Below are 16,786 nucleotides of genomic sequence, written 5' to 3'. Positions count from 1 at the left end.
CCTCCTCCCCCGCCTCCGCCCCCCCCCTCTCCACCTCCCCGCCCCCCCGCCCCCCCCCCCCCCCCGCCCCCCCCCCCCCACCGGTCATCGGCCGTTTCGCGTGTAGGACAGGCCGAATCCGGCCGGGAACAGCGGGGTGGCGGTGTCGTCCGGCACGTCGGGCAGTTGGGCCTCGACCTCGGCCATCGAGGACGGCAGTTCGAACGGCAGGCGACCGCCCGGCTGTCCCTTGCCACGCAGCACCTCCAGCAGCACGCGGTCGGAGACACCGTAGTGGGCCAGGACGGCATCCGCATGCGCGAGGACGTCGCCCAGGATCAGGGGCCGCGCCAGGTTCGGCACGGCGATGGTCGGGACGCCTGCCGCCGATGCCGCGAGGAGCGCCTGGTAGTCCGCCTCGTCCCCGGTGAACCCCAGGTCCGTGAGGTCCGCTCCCCCGCGCGGATCCGCCAGCCGGACCACGGCGAGATCCGCCTCGGCCGGCGTCGCCACCGGGATGAAACCCGCATCCCGGGCGGCCGCGGGGTCGATGCCCTGCAGGAAGACCGTCCGGACATCCCGCCGCGACACCGGCAGGATGCCGCCGTCGTTGGCGAGCAGCGTCAGCGATGCTTCCTGCGCGGCGTCGCCCGCCCGCTCCGATCTCGTGCTGCCGACGGTGCGCTCGGCGGCGCGCACATCGACGTAGGGGTCCTCGAAGAGCCCCAGTTCGAACTTCTGCTGGAGGACACGCCGGGCGGCCTCGTCCACGCGGTCCTCGCCGAGCAGCCCCTGGCGTACGGCCTCGATGATGTACTGCGGCTTGTCGCTGCCGCCGATGATGTCCACGCCGGCGTTCACCGCACTCGCGTAGCGCTCTGGGAGCGTGAGGTCCTCGACGCCCCAGGGCATGCCGGCTCCGTGCGCTCCCACGAAGGAGAGCGGCGGGCGGAGCGCCAGGCAGGACGCGGGGCAGTCGTTGGCGATGCCCCAGTCGGAGGTGATGACGCCGTCGAACCCGTACTCCCCGCGCAGCACGTCCTGCAGGAGGTACTCGTTGTGGTTCGCGCCCACCTGCTCCACGGCCGTCCCGTCGCGCTGCAGGTCCTGCAGGATCGAGTAGGTGGGCATGATGCCCGAGGCTCCCGCGGCGAAGGCGCCCTCGTAGGGGGTCAGGTGCTCCTCGAAGTTGTTGCCGGGGAAGGCCGCGTACCGGCCGTAGTAGTAGTGGCTGTCGTAGCCGTCGACCTGCGCGCCGTAGCCCACCCAGTGTTTCACCACCGTCGCGACGCCGTCCGGGGTCAGCCCGTCCGGGCCACCCTGCATGCCCTCGACGTACGCCTGGACGTGCTCGCCCACCGTCTCGCCCGTCGAACCGAAGGTCCCGTTGATGCGGGTCCACCGGGGCTCGGTCGCCAGGTCGGCCTGGGGTGACAGCGCCTCGTGGATGCCCACGGCGCGGTATTCCTCGCGGATGATGTCGGCCATGGCCCTCGTCGCCTCCGGGTCGCCGACGGCCCCCATGCCGATCGGGTCCGGGAAGGCGGTGAAGTCGCCGTTGGAGACCGTCTGGCCCTCCGTGACCGTGAAACCGTTCCGGGGGTCCGTGCTGATCTTCAGGGGGATGCCGAAGGGCTGCTCCTCGGCGAGCGCCTGGAGATCGTTGTGCTCTCGCGCCAGGGTGCCCGCCCCGGCGCCGAGCCGGGAGATGAAGGTGGTGATGTGGCGCTCCGCCAGGAGCCGGGTGAACCCCGTGCGGTCGTAGGTGGCCTGCCCCGACAAGGATGCGTGCATCAGCTGGCCGGACTTCTCCTCGAGGGAGAGGCGGGCGACGAGGTCCACGGCGCGTTCCTCCGGCGCGAGGCGCCAGTCCTCGTACGGCGTCAGCGCGCCGTCCCCGTCGAGGTCGCGGAAGGACCGCCCGTCGACACGGATTATCTCCGCCGACCGGCTGTCCAGCGCGGGCTGCCGGACCTTCTGCGGAGGCGCCGCGCTCGCCGCCGACCCGGCTGCCAGGATCGTCACCAGCAGGGCGCCCGCGGTCAGGGTGGCGACGGGCCGCAGGCCACGCCGTCGGGCCGCTGCATTGTTCCCCGGTGCCGCCGTCGGATCCCGGCGCGCGTCCGAATACTTGCCCATGATTACTCCTTCGTAATGACGGTGGGTGGTGGGTGGAACTCAGGCTACACAAAACCGAGCGGCACTGGGTTTTTATTTCGGCCTGTTCCCACCCCCTACACTCGATCCATGGGTACGAAGGCGCAGGGCACCTACGCCAAAGGCATCGAGCGACGGCGCGAGCTGCTGAGGATCGCCGCGGAGGTCTTTGCCGCCGAGGGCTTCGAGGGCACCACCCTCAAGCTCGTGGCGGAACGCGCGGGCATCAAGGAAGCGACGCTCTTCCACTACTTCAGCGGCAAGCAGGACCTGCTGACCGCGGTGCTCGCCGACCGCGACGAACAGAACAGTGCGCAGCACGGCGGATCGGTGACCTCCCTCGCGGATTTCCCGGGCATCGCGGAGCACAACGAACGGCATCCCGGACTGACCGCTCTCTTCGCCGTGGCGTCCGCGACCGCGACGCGCCCGGACCACGCCGCCCACGACTACTTCCGTACCCGCTACTCGTGGCTCCTCGGCACGGTGGAGCGGGACATCGCCGGCGCCCAGGCCCGCGGCGAGATCCGCACGGACGTCGCGCCCGAGGACGCCGCGCGCCTCATCGTCGGTGTCTTCGACGGCATCCAGCTGCAGTGGCTCTACGACCCCGCCACGAGCATGCCGGCAGCACTGTCCAGCGTCCTCAGGCTCCTCGCGCCGCAGGGCTGATCCTCCCCGAAACGGCGGAGGCCGCCCCACCTCGCGGTGGGACGGCCTCCGTGGTGCTGCTCGGGAGCTGCCTCAGTGGTCGGTGGCCTTCTCGGCACCGACGCCGGTGAGGGAGCGCACCTCCATCTCGGCCTGCTTCATGGGGTCCTCCGTGGTCCGGGAGAGGGTGGTGCCCAGCCAGCCGAGGAAGAACGCCAGCGGGATCGAGACGATGCCCGGGTTGCTGAGCGGGAACACCGAGAAGTCGGCGCCCTGGATCATCGACTTCTCGCCGCCGGAGACGACGGGCGAGAGGGCGATCAGCAGGATGGCGGAGCCGAGCCCTCCGTACATGCTCCAGATGGCGCCCTGCGTGTTGAACTTCCGCCAGAACAGCGAGTAGAGGATGGTCGGCAGGTTGGCGCTGGCCGCCACGGCGAAGGCGAGGGCCACGAGGAACGCGACGTTCTGGCCCTGCGCGCCGATGCCGCCGAGGATCGACAGCAGGCCGATGACGACGACGGTGCGACGCGCGACCTTCACCTCCCCGTCCGGGTCGACCTTGCCCTTGCGGATGACGCTCGCGTAGATGTCATGGGCGAACGAGGCCGCGGCCGTGATGGTGAGTCCTGCGACGACCGCGAGGATCGTGGCGAACGCGACGGCGGAGATGAGTCCGAGGAGGATGGACCCGCCGAGCTCGAAGGCCAGCAGCGGCGCAGCCGAGTTGACGCCTCCCGGTGCGGCCAGGATGCGCTCCGATCCGATGAGGGCGCTGGCGCCGTAGCCGAGCACGAGCGTGAAGAGGTAGAACGCGCCGATCAGCCAGATGGCCCAGACCACCGAGCGGCGGGCCTCCTTCGCGGTCGGGACGGTGTAGAAGCGCATGAGGACGTGCGGCAGTGCGGCGGTGCCGAGGACCAGCGCGAGCGCGAGCGACAGGAAGTCCAGGCGCGTGACGGAGGTCAGCCCGTACTGCAGGCCCGGGCTCGTGATGGCGGCGTTGCCGGAGGTCTCGATCGCGGCACCCAGCAGCGTGGAGAGGTTGAAGCCGTGCAGCGCGAGGACCCAGACGGTCATGATGAACGCGCCGGCGATCAGCAGGCAGGCCTTGATGATCTGCACCCAGGTGGTGCCCTTCATGCCGCCGATCAGCACGTACATGATCATGAGTACGCCGACCACCGTGATGACCACGGACTGGCCGAGCCGGTCGTTGATGCCGAGCAGGAGCGAGACGAGTCCGCCGGCTCCCGCCATCTGCGCGAGCAGGTAGAAGAAGCAGACCGCCAGCGTGGTGATGGCCGCCGCGATGCGCACGGGACGCTGCTTCAGCCGGAAGGACAGCACGTCCGCCATGGTGAACTTGCCCGTGTTGCGGAGCAGTTCGGCGACCAGGAGCAGTGCCACGAGCCAGGCGACGAGGAACCCGATCGAGTACAGGAAGCCGTCGTACCCGTTGATGGCGATGGCGCCCACGATGCCGAGGAAGGAGGCCGCCGAGAGGTAGTCCCCCGCGATCGCGGTGCCGTTCTGGCCGCCGGTGAACGAGCGGCCCGCGGCGTAGTAGTCCGCCGCCGTCTTGTTGTTGCGGCTGGCGCGGAGCACGATCACGAGGGTGATCGCCACGAACAGGCCGAAGATCGTGATGTTGAGGGCCGGGGAACCGACGGTGGTCGCCTCGACCGTCTGGAGCGGCAGGCGGACGCCCGCGCTGGGAATGGAGATCATTTCTTTCCGCCTGCGGGGTCGATGAATACTTCGGGGGCTGCTTCCTCGAGCTCGTGCCGCAGGTTCGCGGCGATCGGGTCGAGGCGCTTGTTGGCGTAGCTGACGTACCACATGGTGATGGCGAACGTGCTGACGAACTGCAGCAGCCCGAGGATGATGCCGATGTTGACGTTGCCGATGACCTGCGTCGCCATGAACTCGTGCGCGTAGTCGGCGAGCAGCACGTAGGCGAAGTACCAGAGCAGGAAGAACACTGCCATGGGGAAGACGAAGCTGCGGTGGCGCTTGCGCAGTTCCTTGAACTGCTCGGTCTGCTGGACTTCTGTGAAGTCGACGGCAGCACCGGAGCCGGTGGCCGGCTCTGTCGGGTGCGAGCCCATTGTTTCTCCTTCGGTCGGGTGGTCACCCCGGCCGCCGGGCGGCAGGATCGCCGCGCAGGAAGGCACGGCGGTGTGACTCCCATCACTGTGCTGCACGGCGACGACCATCACCAGCACCGCGCCGACCTCCGTCGGTGAGCGCGCAGCGGGATGCGCCGAACGGTCGCCGGGCGCGACGAACGGCCCGGCCCGGCAGTCCGGACGGCGGGCGATACTCTGGAGCCATGTTCAGTGCCGCCGTCGACACCGCCCTGGTGTGCGCCGTGGCCGTCATCACCCTCGCGGTCGTGGCCTTTCTCGGCTTCCGCCTCTCGCGCTCCTATCGGGACCTCGGATCCGACGCCGACCGCGCCACGTACGCGACCCTGCACTCGGCGGCCCTGGCCTCCGAGCACCTGCGCGAGGGACTGACGCCGTCGGGCGCCTCGAAGGCCGGGCGCCACCTGCACGGCCTCCTCCGCTGCGACGTCCTGATGATCAGCGACGACGCCGGCGTGCTCGCCTGGGACGGCGGTCGCGGTACCCCGCCCGATGTCATGCCGCTGGTCCGGCAGGTCCTCGAGAGCGGCCGGACGCAGATCGTGCGGCGCCAGCGGCTCGATGCCGCGGGGCTGACGGACCTCGGCGAACTCGTCCTCTCGCCGGTGCGCGTGGACGACCGTGTGGTGGGCACGGTCGGCGCCTTCGCGGGCGACGTCGACGCGGGTCTCGTGCGGGCCACCAACGAGCTGGCCGGGTGGGTCTCCACGCAGGTGGAACTCGCGGAACTGGACTCGTCCCGGCGGCTCCTGGCCGAAGCGGAGGTGCGCGCCCTCCGGGCCCAGATCAGCCCGCACTTCATCTACAACTCGCTCAACGCCATCGCGTCCTTCATCACCACGGACCCGCAGCGGGCCCGGGAGCTCGTGGTCGAGTTCGCCGACTTCACGCGCTACTCCTTCCGCCGCCACGGCGACTTCACCACGGTGGCGGAGGAGCTGCGCAGCATCGACCGCTACCTCCTGCTCGAACGTGCCCGCTTCGGGGACCGGCTCAATGTCACCCTGGAGATCGGTCCCGAGGTCCTCAGCACGGTGATCCCGTTCCTCAGCCTCCAGCCGCTGGTCGAGAACGCGGTGCGCCACGGGCTGGACTCCCGCGACGGCGTCGGGAACATCACGATCACCGCGCACGACGTCGGCCCGTTCGCCGAGGTGACCATCGAGGACGACGGCGTCGGGATCGAGCCGGAGCACCTCCGGTCCGTCCTCGCCGGCCACACCGAGGGCGTCCACGTGGGCCTGCGCAACGTCGATTCCCGCCTGCGCCAGGTGTACGGCGACGACCACGGCCTGATCATCGACACCGCGCCCGGCGCAGGCACCCTCATCACCATGCGCGTGCCCAAGTCGCAGCCCGATCACCAGGCGTGAGACGCGTAACCTAGGATCCATGGTCAATGTCATCATCGCCGACGATGAGCTCCCCGCCGTCGAGGAACTGGCATTCCTGCTCGGCAAGGACGCCCGGATCGGGACGATCCACCGCGCGTCGAGCGGAGCAGAGGCCCTGAGGGCCCTCGAGCAGCACAGCGTGGACGCCCTGTTCCTCGACATCCACATGCCGTCGCTGTCCGGTCTCGACATCGCCCGCGTGATCTCCCGCTTCAGCCGGCCGCCCGCCGTCGTCTTCGTCACCGCCGACGAGGACCGCGCCCTCGAGGCGTTCGAGCTGCGTGCCGTCGACTACCTCCTGAAGCCCGTCCGGACCGAACGGCTCGCGGAGTCCGTGCGCCGCGTGTGCGAACTCATGGAGGGGGCGACGGCGGCGCCCGAGGTCATCACCGTCGACCAGGGCGGCGTGAGCCGGATGATCCGGCGCGACGACGTGCGGTACGTCCAGGCGCAGGGCGACTACGCGCGCCTGCACACCTCCGAGGCGAGCTACCTCATCCGCATCCCGCTCAACGATCTCGAGCGGCAGTGGGCCGAGGCGGGGTTCCTCCGCACGCACCGCTCCTACCTCGTGGCGATGGACCAGGTGCGGAAGGTGCGGATCGGCGCCGGGCGGGCGAGCCTGTTCGTGGGGGACGCCGAGCTGCCCGTGAGCCGCCGGCACCTGCCCGATGTGCGGGAGAAGCTCGAAGCCACCCGGCTGCGGCCGAGCCACTGACGGGCGCTGCATGGACCCGCGTACGCCCCCTGCCGCCCTGCCCGGGACGGCCCCGTGACCGAGGAGCGGCCCGAGAAGTCCCGTCGGGTCCGCGTCACCGCCCCCCGGACGGCGGCGCGCGCCACGGGCGCCTCCTTCCCGGTCTCCCGCGAGATGGCCGAGCAGTCCGAGGTGGGCCAGCTGTTCGTCGCGTCCCTGATCCGGTCCCAGCTGCGCCTGGCCCTCGTGGTGGCCGGAGGGTTCCTGGTGATCCTCATCGGCATCCCGGTGCTGCTCGCGGTGTTCCCCGACATCGACGGGATGACGGTCCTGACCGTCCCCGTCCCCTGGCTGCTCCTGGGCCTCGGTGTCTATCCCCTCGTGATCGGCTGCGCCGTCCTCTACGTGCGCAGCGCGTCGCGGAACGAGCGACGTTTCCAGGATCTCGTCGACGATGAGTGAGGCACTGGACGGCGGGGCCCTGCAGCTGAGCCCGGCCATCGGCTACACGGCGCTCGTCCTCGTGGCGCTCAGCACCCTGCTGATCGGCATCTACGGCCTGCGGATCTCGCGCACCACCGGGGACTTCTACGTCGCGTCGCGAACCGTCCGCCCATGGTGGAACGCCTCGGCGATCGGCGGCGAGTACCTCTCCGCGGCGAGCTTCCTCGGCATCGCCGGCCTGATCCTGGTCTCGGGGGTGGATGCCCTCTGGTTCCCCATCGGGTACACCGCCGGGTACCTCATGCTCCTGCTGTTCGTCGCCGCCCCCCTGCGCCGGTCCGGCGCCTACACCATCCCGGACTTCGCCCAGGCGCGCCTGGACTCGCTGCTCGTGCGCCGCGTGACCAGCCTGCTCGTGGTCGTCGTCGGCTGGCTCTACATCGTGCCGCAGCTGCACGGCGCCGCCCTGACGGTGAGCATCACCACGGGCCTGCCCGCCTGGGTGGGGCCGCTGGCCGTCGTCGTGGTGGTGTGCCTCAGCGTCGTGACCGGCGGGATGCGCTCGATCACCTTCGTGCAGGCCTTCCAGTACTGGCTGAAGCTGACGGCCCTCGCCGTGCCGGTCGTGTTCGTCCTCGTGCACCTCGGCTCGGAGGGCCTGCCGATCACGGACGGTGGGCGTGCCTTCACGGCGGACCTCGACACGACGGCGGACGCGTCGCTCTACGGCACCATCTCGCTCGTCATCGCCCTCCTGTTCGGGACGCTCGGGCTGCCGCACGTGCTGGTCCGCTTCTACACGAACCCGGACGGGGCGTCGGCGCGCAGGACCACCCTGATCGTCCTCGGCCTGCTCTCCGTGTTCTACCTCTTCCCCACCGTGTACGGGATCCTCGGCAGGATCCACACCCCGGAACTCGCGGCAGGGGGCGCGGCGGACGCCACCGTCCTCCTGCTGCCCGGCCGCATCGTCGACGGCGCCACGGGTGACCTCCTCTCGGCCCTCGTGACCGCGGGAGCCTTCGCGGCGTTCCTGTCGACGACGAGCGGGCTCGTGGTCTCGCTCGCCGGAGTGGTCAGCCAGGAGTTCTTCCAGGGCAGCGTCCGGGGTTTCCGGCGCGCCGCCCTGCTGTCCGCCCTCGTCCCGCTCGTGGTCGCCCTGATGACGGACAGCCTCGCCCTGGCCGGCAGCGTCGGGTCCGTCTTCGCCTTCACCGCCTCCACCCTGTGTCCCCTGCTGCTGCTGGGGATCTGGTGGCGGGGCCTGACCGATGCCGGGGCGATCGCCGGGATGCTCGCGGGCGCCGTCCTCTGCGGCGGGGCGATCATGGCCTCGGCGCTCCTCGGCCCGGGGACGAATGGGCAGTGGGTGGCGCTGAGCCAGCCCGCGCTCTGGACGGTCCCGACGGCGTTCGTCACCATGGTGCTGGTGTCCCGGGCGACGGCGGGGCGGCGCCCGGCGTCGACGTCGCGCGTGCTGGCCCGGCTGCATACTCCGGAGCCGCGGTAGGGCGATCCCCGCGGCGGGCGGTCCGCCGGCTTGCGTGAGCGTCCCGGCGCGTCCGTCAGTCGATGGCCGCCATGAGTTCCACGACCCGGTCGAGGAACACGTCCACCTGGTTCTCCTCGTAGCCGTCCGCTCCCCTGGCCTCACGGAACACGGCACGGCGGACGACGTCGACGCTCAGGGGCAGATCGTGCTCGAGGTACCGGAGGAGCTCGTCGCAGAGGCGGTCGACGTCCTCGACGGCGTAGCTCGCGCTCCTCGCCTTCGTCGGCCGGCGGAAGCGTTCCCCCGCCGGGCGGTGCAGGCGCCTGCGGAGTACCGCGGCGGTCCGTCCGATCCGGCGGAGCCACGCGTCCTCGCCCTGCGCCGCGATCAGCGCGTCACGTTCCCGCTGCGCGAGGGAGTCCTCGAACCGGTCCAGTGCCGCGTCCACGGCCCGGGGTTCGTACCCGCCCCGCGCGGGGTCGAAGGCCATGGTGCGGATGTCCCTGCTGGTGAGGCCGCCGTCGGGCTCCTGGGCGGTGTACTGCCGGCGCACCGTGGCCAGGAAGCGGTCCACCTGGGCGGTGTCGTAGCCGATCTCCCGGCGTCCCACGCGTGCGAACGGGGAGCTACCCGGGCGAGCCACGACCATGCTGTGTTGTCCTTCTCCTGGAACCTGCCGGGGCCCGTGGCCCACCTGGGACGCCGTGGAGCCGACGGCTCCAGGATCCGCCCTCCGGCCCGCGGTTACAGCAATCCCGGTACCAATGTAGCGGACAGCAGGTACGCCACCGGGGACGCGAAGACGATCGAGTCGAGGCGGTCCATCACGCCTCCGTGCCCGGGCAGAATGGTGCCCATGTCCTTGACGCCGAGTTCACGCTTGATCATCGATTCGGCCAGGTCGCCCGCGGTGGCCGATGCCACGATCGCGACGGCGAGGGCCAGCCCGATCCACAGCGGCTGACCGAGCAGGAAGACGGCGCAGAGGCCGCCGACGACGAACGCCCCGCCGATGGACCCGCCGAAGCCCTCCCAGGACTTCTTGGGGCTGATCTTCGGCGCCATGGCGTGCTTGCCGAAGAACGCGCCGATCAGGTAGCCGAACGTGTCGTTCGCGACCACGAGCAGCAGCAGGGTGGCGATGACGAGGAAGCCGCCCTCGGCCCGCATCAGCAGCATCGCGAAGCTGAGCATGAACGGCACCCACAGCACCGTGAAGGTCCCGGCCATGAGGCTCTTCGCGGCATCGGGCGCCGGATCGAGTGCCCGCCACAGGAAGAGTCCGAGCACGGAGAAGACGGCGGCCACGGCCAGTCCCTCCGCCCCGCCGAAGTAGGCCGAGAACGGAAGGACCAGGGCGCCGGCCAGGGTGGGCACCAGGGGGACGCGGATGCGCCGGAGTTCGAGCGCTCGGCAGATCTCCCACACCCCGACCGCTCCGAACAGGGTCACGATGCCCACGAACACGATCGGGAAGAAGAACAGACCCGCCAGGACGGGGACCAGGAGGCCGGCGCCCACACCGATCGCGGCGGGCAGGTTGCGGCCCGCACGCGACGGCTGCCCCGGCTCCCTGATCGGCCGGCGGCGGCGGAACAGGCCGCCCGTCGACCGCCGGTCCCGTCGCGCCGCACGGGTTCCGGCGGTGGAACGCGCCGGGACCTCCGCGTCCGTCGGCGCGGCGCCGGTCGCGACGACGACGGCGCGGGTGTCGTCTGTCCCGGCGGCGGGTGCTGGTGTGTGCCCGTTGCCCGCGCCGGGACGATCGAGGGCTGCCATCAGACCTCGAGCAGCTCGGCTTCCTTGCGCTTCAGCAGCTCGTCGACGAGATCGACGCGGGACTTCGTCAGCGCGTCGAGTTCCTTCTCCGCACGCGAGCCCTCGTCCTCGCCGGAGTCGCCGTCCTTGACCGCCTTGTCGATGCCGTCCTTCGCCTTGCGCCGGATGTTGCGGATGGAGATCTTGGCATCCTCGGCCTTCGTCTTCACCAGCTTCACGTATTCCTTGCGGCGCTCCTGCGTCAGCTCGGGCAGGACCACGCGGATCACGTTGCCGTCGTTGGAGGGGTTCGCGCCGAGGTCGGAGTCGCGCAGGGCCCGCTCGATGTCGTTGAGGGCCGTGCGGTCGAAGGGTGTGATGAGCAGGGTGCGGGCTTCCGGGTTCTGGAAGGACGCCAGCTGCTGCAGGGGGGTGGGCGCGCCGTAGTACATCACCACCACCTTGGAGAACAGCGACGCATTGGCGCGGCCGGTGCGGACCGTCGCGAAATCGTCCTTTGCAACCTCCACGGCCTTGTCCATCTTGTCGGTGGCTTCCAGCAAGGTCTCTTCGATCACAATGTCTCCTTCGCTCTGCAGTCGGCTGCACGGCAACCGTTCCAGTGGTTCATCCTAGTTCACGGGGGTGCGGTGCCCCGGCGCGGGCAGGGCGCCGTTGCCCCGTCCGCACCCAGCCGCTAGGCGGTGACGATGGTGCCGAGCTTCTCGCCGCGGATGGCCCGGGTCACGTTGCCCTCGCCCTCCATGCCGAACACCACCATGGTCAGGTTGTTGTCCTTGCACATGGTCATCGCGGTCTGGTCCATCACCCGGATGTCCCGTCGCAGGGCCTCGTCGTAGGAGAGGGTGTCGAGCTTCTCCGCCGTCGGGTCCTTGTGCGGATCCGCGGTGTAGACGCCGTCCACCCCGCTCTTCGCCATCAGGACCTCGTCGGCATGCACCTCGAGTGCGCGCTGCGCCGCCACGGTGTCGGTGGAGAAATAGGGCAGGCCGGCGCCGGCACCGAAGATGACCACGCGGCCCTTCTCGAGGTGGCGGATGGCGCGGCGCGGGATGTACGCCTCGGCGACCTGGCCCATGGTGATGGCGCTCTGGACCCGCGTCTCGACGCCCGCCTGCTCCAGGAAGTCCTGCAGCGCGAGGCAGTTCATCACGGTGCCGAGCATCCCCATGTAGTCGGCGCGCGAGCGGTCCATGCCGCTCTGGGAGAGCTCCGCGCCGCGGAAGAAGTTGCCGCCCCCGACGACGATCGCGACCTCGACGTCGCCGACGGTCGCCGCGATCTGCTTCGACACCGACCGCACGGTCTCGGGGTCCACGCCCAGCTTGCCACCGCCGAAGACCTCGCCCGACAGTTTCAGCAGGACGCGGCGCCGGCCCCCGGTGCCACCCGTCCGTGCAGTGGAAATGGTGTCCATGAAGTGCCTCCCGGGCGTAGAACTGGGGGCCGTGCCTGACCGGACGGCCGCTGGTGCGGGGTGTGGGATGTTGCCGGACCCGTTACAGGATACGGTGCGCCTCCCGGGCGCAGGAAAGGGCGGCCACCTGGAGGCGGCCGCCCTTTCACCGTGCTGGGGCCGAAGGGCTAGGCTCCGACGCGGAACCGCGCGAAGGCCGTGGCCTTGGCGCCGGCGTCCGCGAGGACCGTGGCGACGGACTTCTTCGCGTCCTTGGCGAATGCCTGGTCGACCAGCACACCCTCCTTGAAGAAGCCGGTGAGACGTCCTTCGACGATCTTCGCCAGGGCCTGCTCGGGCTTGCCCTCGGCGCGTGCGGTCTCGTCGGCGATGCGGCGCTCCGACTCGACGAGCTCGGCGGGAACGTCCTCGCGGGTCAGGTAGGTGGGCGAGTACGCAGCGATGTGCACCGCGACGTCGTGCGCGGCCTCGACGGCCCCGTCCCCGGAACCCTCGACGGCGAAGAGCACGCCGACCTGGGCGGGGAGGTCCTTGGACGTCTTGTGCAGGTAGGCGTCGACGATCTGGCCCTCGACGCGGGCGATGCGACGGACGTCGACCTTCTCGCCGAGGAGCGCACCCGCTTCGATGACGTGCTCGGAGACGGGCTTGCCCTCGAGCTCGAACGCCAGGAGCGTCGCGACGTCGGCTGCACCGGATTCGATCGCGGCGGCGAGCACCTTGTTCGAGAAGTCGATGAACGGGCCGGCCTTCGCGACGAAGTCGGTCTCGCAGTTGACCTCGACCATGACCCCGACGGTGCCGTCGACGCGAGCGGCGACGAGGCCCTCGGCGGTCGAGCGGCCCTCGCGCTTCGTCGCGCCCTTCAGGCCCTTGATGCGGATCAGTTCCAGGGCCTTGTCGGCGTCGCCGTTGGCTTCGTCGAGCGCCTTCTTGACGTCCATCATGCCGGCGCCCGTGCGCTCGCGCAGGGCCTTGATGTCAGCGGCAGTGAAATTTGCCATATGAACTCCTAAGTTGATGTGGATCTACGAAGAGCTTCCGCGGGCCTCGGCCCGGGGTACGGACGTTCCGCGACGAACATCCGCGGAACATGCGTAAGGGGCGTGGTTTCACCCACACCCCTTACGCACCGGGAACTACTTGGTGTCGTCTGCCGCGGCTTCGGTGACCGGAGCCACTGCTTCGGGGACTTCCTCGGCGATCGGCGCCTGCAGGCCTGCAGGGGCTTCGTCGGCGGCGGGGGCTGCTGCCTCGGGCGCGGCGGTCCCGGCCTCGGGTGCTGCGTCCGCCTCGGGAGCGGTCGCGGCGTCGGCGTTGCCCTGGAGCAGTTCGCGCTCCCACTCGGCCATCGGCTCTTCGGCCGCGGCGGCTTCCGTGCCGTTGGCACGGTTGTTGCGGGCGATGAGGCCCTCGGCCACGGCGTCCGCGATGACCCGGGTGAGCAGGTTGACGGCGCGGATGGCGTCGTCGTTGCCCGGGATCGGGAAGTCGACCTCGTCGGGATCGCAGTTGGTGTCGAGGATCGCGACGACGGGGATGTTGAGCTTCTTGGCCTCGTCGATCGCGAGGTGCTCCTTCTTGGTGTCGACAACCCAGACGACCGAGGGAGCCTTGGTCAGGTTGCGGATACCACCGAGGTTGCTCTGCAGCTTGGTCAGCTCACGCTTGAGGAGCAGGAGCTCCTTCTTGGTGTGGCCCGAACCGGCGACGTCGTCGAAGTCGATCTCTTCGAGTTCCTTCATGCGCTGGATGCGCTTGGAGACCGTCTGGAAGTTGGTGAGCATGCCACCGAGCCAGCGCTGGTTGACGTAGGGCTGGCCGACGCGGGTCGCCTGGTCGGCGATCGCTTCCTGGGCCTGCTTCTTCGTGCCGACGAAGAGGACGGTTCCGCCGTGGGCGACGGTGGCCTTGACGAACTCGTGCGCGCGGTCGATGTAGCCCAGCGACTGCTGGAGATCGATGATGTAGATGCCGTTGCGCTCGGTGAAGATGAACCGCTTCATCTTCGGGTTCCAACGGCGGGTCTGGTGACCGAAGTGGACGCCGCTGTCGAGCAGCTGGCGCATGGTTACGACTGGCATGTCTGCCTTTCTTCAGCTCCGGCTCAGGCGCAGTGCGCTGCCGGCAGCTTGTTGACGGTTGTCTCAGTACCGGCCGGGGTGGCCGATACATCCTGGTGCCTGTCCGTCGTCGTGGACGTCCCCTCCTCCACCGGACTGGACCGGACCGCAGGGCGGGAACTTCGGCGCCCTCGAGGGGCACTGAATCGCAGGCACGCGTAGTCAGCCTGGCGGTCCCATGCCGCGACGGTGCCGGGGGCACGAAGGGAGTGGGAGCAGCAGACTGCTGATGCAAGTGTACTACAGGCGCAGGGCCGGATCCGGCTCGCGCGGACGGCCGGACGGGCGACCGGTCGTCCACATAGACCCCCGGGCCGGTCCGCGCGGGCAGGCGCTCCGGCAGGGTCGGGGCATGGACAGCCATCCCCCGCCCCCGGCCGCGTCTTCCGCCGGATCACTGCCGGGCAGGCGTGGACGCCGGTCCCGTCGGGCCGGCCGGTCCCGTCGGGCCGGCCGGTCGCGGCTCGCGCTCCTGGCCCTGCTGCTGGCGACCCTGTCGGTGGGCGGCTCCGGTCTTCCCGCCGCCCCGTCGACGGACCGCGCCACTGGCGCACCGTTCGTGCCGGAGTGGGTCTGGCCACTGGAGCCGCCCCCGGGGGTCCGGCGCCCGTTCGAGGAACCTCCGCAGAAGTGGAAGCGCGGCCACCGCGGCGTCGACCTCGTCGCCGGCGGTGCCGGCACCACCATCGTGAGCCCGGCGGACGGCGTCGTGTCCTTCGCCGGGACGGTGGTGGACCGGGGCGTGCTGTCGATCGACCACGGCGACGGCAGGGTCAGCAGCTTCGAGCCCGTCACCACCGGCCTGGGAAAGGGTGAGCGGGTGCGCAGGGGCGACACCGTGGCCATCCTGTCCGGGTCCGGGGTCGGCGGACCGGCGGCCGGGCACTGCGGCGACCCCTGCCTGCACTGGGGCGTCCGCGTTTACGGCGACTACGTGGACCCGCTGGCCTTCGTGACGGACCGGCGCCCCTCCGTGCTCCTCCCGCTGCACCGTCGGGCGGCGCGGGCGCGGGCCGAGGACGGACTAGACGAAGGCGGCCATACCCGTGATCGCCCGGCCCGCGACGAGCGTGTTGATCTCCTGGGTGCCCTCGTAGGAATAGATGGCTTCCGCGTCGGAGAAGATCTTCGCCATCTCGTAGTCCGCGACGATGCCGTTCCCGCCGAGGATGTTGCGCCCGGCCGCGACGCTCTCGCGCATCCGGGCCGTGGTGAAGGCCTTGGCGAGGGCGGACTGCTCGTCCTTGGCCTTGCCCGCGTCCTCGAGCTGGGACAGGCGGACCATCATCCCCATGGAGCTCATCGCGTTGCCGAGGATCTGGACGAGCTGCTGCTGGATGAGCTGGAAACTGGCGATGGGCCGGCCGAACTGCTCGCGCTCCACGGCATAGCGGCGCGCCACGTCGAAGGCGGCGAGCTGCTGGCCCACGGCCTGCCACCCGACGGCGAGCCTCGTGACCTTCAGGACCTTGTTGGTGTCCCGGAAGCTGTTCGCACCCTTGAGGTGGTAGTCGTCGGAGACGACCACGTCGTCGAGCACGATGTCGGCGTTCTCGACGGTGCGCAGCGCGATCTTGTTCTCGATCTTGGTCGAGGTGAATCCGGGGGTGGTGGTGTCCACCAGGAAGCCCTTGACCTGGTTGTCGGCGAGGTCCCGCGCGTAGACGACCACCCAGTCGGAGAAGGTCGCGTTGCCGATCCAGCGCTTGGCGCCGTTCAGGACCCACGAGCCGCCGTCGCGGCGGGCCGTGGTGCGCGTCCCGCCTGCAACGTCCGAGCCACCGAGCGGCTCCGTCAGGCCGAAGGCGCCGATCTTCTTCAGGGCGTAGATGTCCGGGAGCCATTCCCGCTGCTGCTCCGGGGAGGCGAGGGCTTCGATGGATCCGGTGAACAGGCCGTCGTGGACCCCCAGGAAGGTCGCGAACGACGTGTCCGCCCGGGTGAACTCGGCATGGGTGATACCGGCGAAAAGATTCGAGTAGCCCTGCCGGTGGACGGGGCTGACCGGGTCCAGCTCGGCGATCCGGGGGATGAGCTCCTTGGGGAACGCGCCCTGGTTCCACCACCCGACGGCGTGGGGGCGGACCTCGCGGGTGAGCCAGGCGCGGATCTCGGCCAGCCGGGAACGCTCCTTGTCGGACAGCAGGTCCTCGAAGGCGTAGAAGTCGCCGCCCGGGTACGGCAGGTTGTTGACATCGATCGACGTCTTGCTCATCGGATCCCCTCACTCTGGTCGTCGGTGACCAGCACGCTCCACGCTGACGGTGGCGCGCACGCGGCACGCTCTGCACCCTATGTTACCCGTGAGTAACTTAGTGCGCCAGTGAGTCCGACCGGAGCGGACGGGCACCGAACGACGGATGCGCCACCGCCCGGAAGGAGGTGACGCATCGCATCGGCCGTCATCGACCCGAGGGTAGGGCTGCTGGGGCTTGAACCCAGGACAAACGGATTATGAGTCCGCTGCTCTAACCAGCTGAGCTACAGCCCCCAGGAGCACACT

Annotated in this window: 15 protein-coding genes, 1 tRNA gene and 1 pseudogene; 6 read left to right on the top strand and 11 right to left on the bottom strand. The window is 70.2% G+C overall.

What is annotated here, in order from left to right; translation table 11 throughout:
• Positions 1-84: 84 nt before the first annotated feature.
• Positions 85-2,118, bottom strand: a complete 2,034-nt coding sequence (locus ACX80U_RS16785) for a glycoside hydrolase family 3 protein (RefSeq protein ID WP_459269242.1) — start codon at positions 2,116-2,118, stop codon at positions 85-87.
• Positions 2,119-2,226: 108 nt separating this feature from the next.
• Between ACX80U_RS16785 and ACX80U_RS16780 the strand changes: the two genes are divergently transcribed.
• Positions 2,227-2,808, top strand: coding sequence for a TetR family transcriptional regulator (locus ACX80U_RS16780; protein WP_459269241.1), 582 nt, complete (start codon positions 2,227-2,229; stop codon positions 2,806-2,808).
• A 72-nt stretch (positions 2,809-2,880) separates the two neighbouring features.
• Here ACX80U_RS16780 and ACX80U_RS16775 read toward each other — a convergent pair whose 3' ends face one another.
• Positions 2,881-4,518 carry a solute symporter family protein gene (locus ACX80U_RS16775; RefSeq protein WP_459269240.1) on the bottom strand — a complete coding sequence of 546 codons (1,638 nt, stop codon included), beginning with the start codon at positions 4,516-4,518 and terminating at the stop codon, positions 2,881-2,883.
• Complete coding sequence (locus tag ACX80U_RS16770; protein WP_459269239.1) at positions 4,515-4,898, bottom strand: DUF485 domain-containing protein; 384 nt, start codon at positions 4,896-4,898, stop codon at positions 4,515-4,517. The genes ACX80U_RS16775 and ACX80U_RS16770 overlap by 4 nt, the downstream gene beginning before the upstream one ends.
• A 224-nt stretch (positions 4,899-5,122) precedes the next feature.
• Between ACX80U_RS16770 and ACX80U_RS16765 the strand changes: the two genes are divergently transcribed.
• Genes ACX80U_RS16765 through ACX80U_RS16750 form a run of 4 tightly spaced genes read left to right on the top strand, consistent with a single transcriptional unit; the run spans position 5,123 to position 8,982 of the window.
• Positions 5,123-6,310, top strand: a complete 1,188-nt coding sequence (locus ACX80U_RS16765) for a histidine kinase (protein ID WP_133082171.1) — start codon at positions 5,123-5,125, stop codon at positions 6,308-6,310.
• A 19-nt stretch (positions 6,311-6,329) separates the two neighbouring features.
• Positions 6,330-7,049 (top strand): LytR/AlgR family response regulator transcription factor, encoded by a 720-nt coding sequence (locus tag ACX80U_RS16760; RefSeq protein WP_208740766.1) that lies wholly within the window; start codon positions 6,330-6,332, stop codon positions 7,047-7,049.
• A 54-nt stretch (positions 7,050-7,103) separates the two neighbouring features.
• Complete coding sequence (locus tag ACX80U_RS16755) at positions 7,104-7,490, top strand: DUF485 domain-containing protein (protein WP_459269238.1); 387 nt, start codon at positions 7,104-7,106, stop codon at positions 7,488-7,490.
• A 25-nt stretch (positions 7,491-7,515) separates the two neighbouring features.
• Positions 7,516-8,982, top strand: a complete 1,467-nt coding sequence (locus ACX80U_RS16750) for a sodium:solute symporter family transporter (protein ID WP_133082291.1) — start codon at positions 7,516-7,518, stop codon at positions 8,980-8,982.
• 55 nt (positions 8,983-9,037) lie between these two features.
• Here ACX80U_RS16750 and ACX80U_RS16745 read toward each other — a convergent pair whose 3' ends face one another.
• The 6 genes from ACX80U_RS16745 to rpsB form a co-directional block, all read right to left on the bottom strand.
• Positions 9,038-9,613, bottom strand: a complete 576-nt coding sequence (locus ACX80U_RS16745) for a DivIVA domain-containing protein (protein WP_459269237.1) — start codon at positions 9,611-9,613, stop codon at positions 9,038-9,040.
• A 95-nt stretch (positions 9,614-9,708) separates the two neighbouring features.
• The gene (locus ACX80U_RS16740) at positions 9,709-10,743 is read right to left on the bottom strand and encodes a phosphatidate cytidylyltransferase (protein ID WP_459269236.1); all 1,035 of its coding nucleotides are present in this window, start codon (positions 10,741-10,743) and stop codon (positions 9,709-9,711) included.
• Positions 10,743-11,300, bottom strand: coding sequence for a ribosome recycling factor (gene frr, locus ACX80U_RS16735; RefSeq protein ID WP_133082166.1), 558 nt, complete (start codon positions 11,298-11,300; stop codon positions 10,743-10,745). Before frr ends, ACX80U_RS16740 begins: the two co-directional genes overlap by 1 nt.
• A gap of 119 nt (positions 11,301-11,419) precedes the next feature.
• Positions 11,420-12,160 carry a UMP kinase gene (gene pyrH, locus ACX80U_RS16730; protein WP_133082165.1) on the bottom strand — a complete coding sequence of 247 codons (741 nt, stop codon included), beginning with the start codon at positions 12,158-12,160 and terminating at the stop codon, positions 11,420-11,422.
• A gap of 167 nt (positions 12,161-12,327) precedes the next feature.
• Positions 12,328-13,164 (bottom strand): translation elongation factor Ts, encoded by an 837-nt coding sequence (tsf, locus tag ACX80U_RS16725; RefSeq protein WP_208740762.1) that lies wholly within the window; start codon positions 13,162-13,164, stop codon positions 12,328-12,330.
• 135 nt (positions 13,165-13,299) lie between these two features.
• Positions 13,300-14,244: a 30S ribosomal protein S2 gene (gene rpsB / locus ACX80U_RS16720; protein ID WP_133082163.1), complete on the bottom strand. Its 945-nt coding sequence runs from the start codon at positions 14,242-14,244 to the stop codon at positions 13,300-13,302.
• A 217-nt stretch (positions 14,245-14,461) separates the two neighbouring features.
• Here rpsB and ACX80U_RS16715 point away from each other — a divergent pair.
• Positions 14,462-15,166 (top strand): annotated as a pseudogene (locus ACX80U_RS16715) (peptidoglycan DD-metalloendopeptidase family protein); the annotation flags it as partial.
• Positions 15,167-15,307: 141 nt separating this feature from the next.
• Here ACX80U_RS16715 and ACX80U_RS16710 read toward each other — a convergent pair.
• Both ACX80U_RS16710 and ACX80U_RS16705 read right to left on the bottom strand, forming a co-directional pair.
• Positions 15,308-16,498: an acyl-CoA dehydrogenase family protein gene (locus tag ACX80U_RS16710; protein ID WP_208740760.1), complete on the bottom strand. Its 1,191-nt coding sequence runs from the start codon at positions 16,496-16,498 to the stop codon at positions 15,308-15,310.
• Between the two features lie 202 nt (positions 16,499-16,700).
• A tRNA-Ile gene (locus tag ACX80U_RS16705) sits at positions 16,701-16,774 on the bottom strand.
• Between the last annotated feature and the right edge of the window lie 12 nt (positions 16,775-16,786).

The sequence above is a fragment of the Arthrobacter sp. TmT3-37 genome (genome assembly GCF_054510835.1).
The sequence above is the reverse complement of the archived record's forward strand: the minus strand, read 5'-3'. Positions and strand labels throughout refer to the sequence as shown.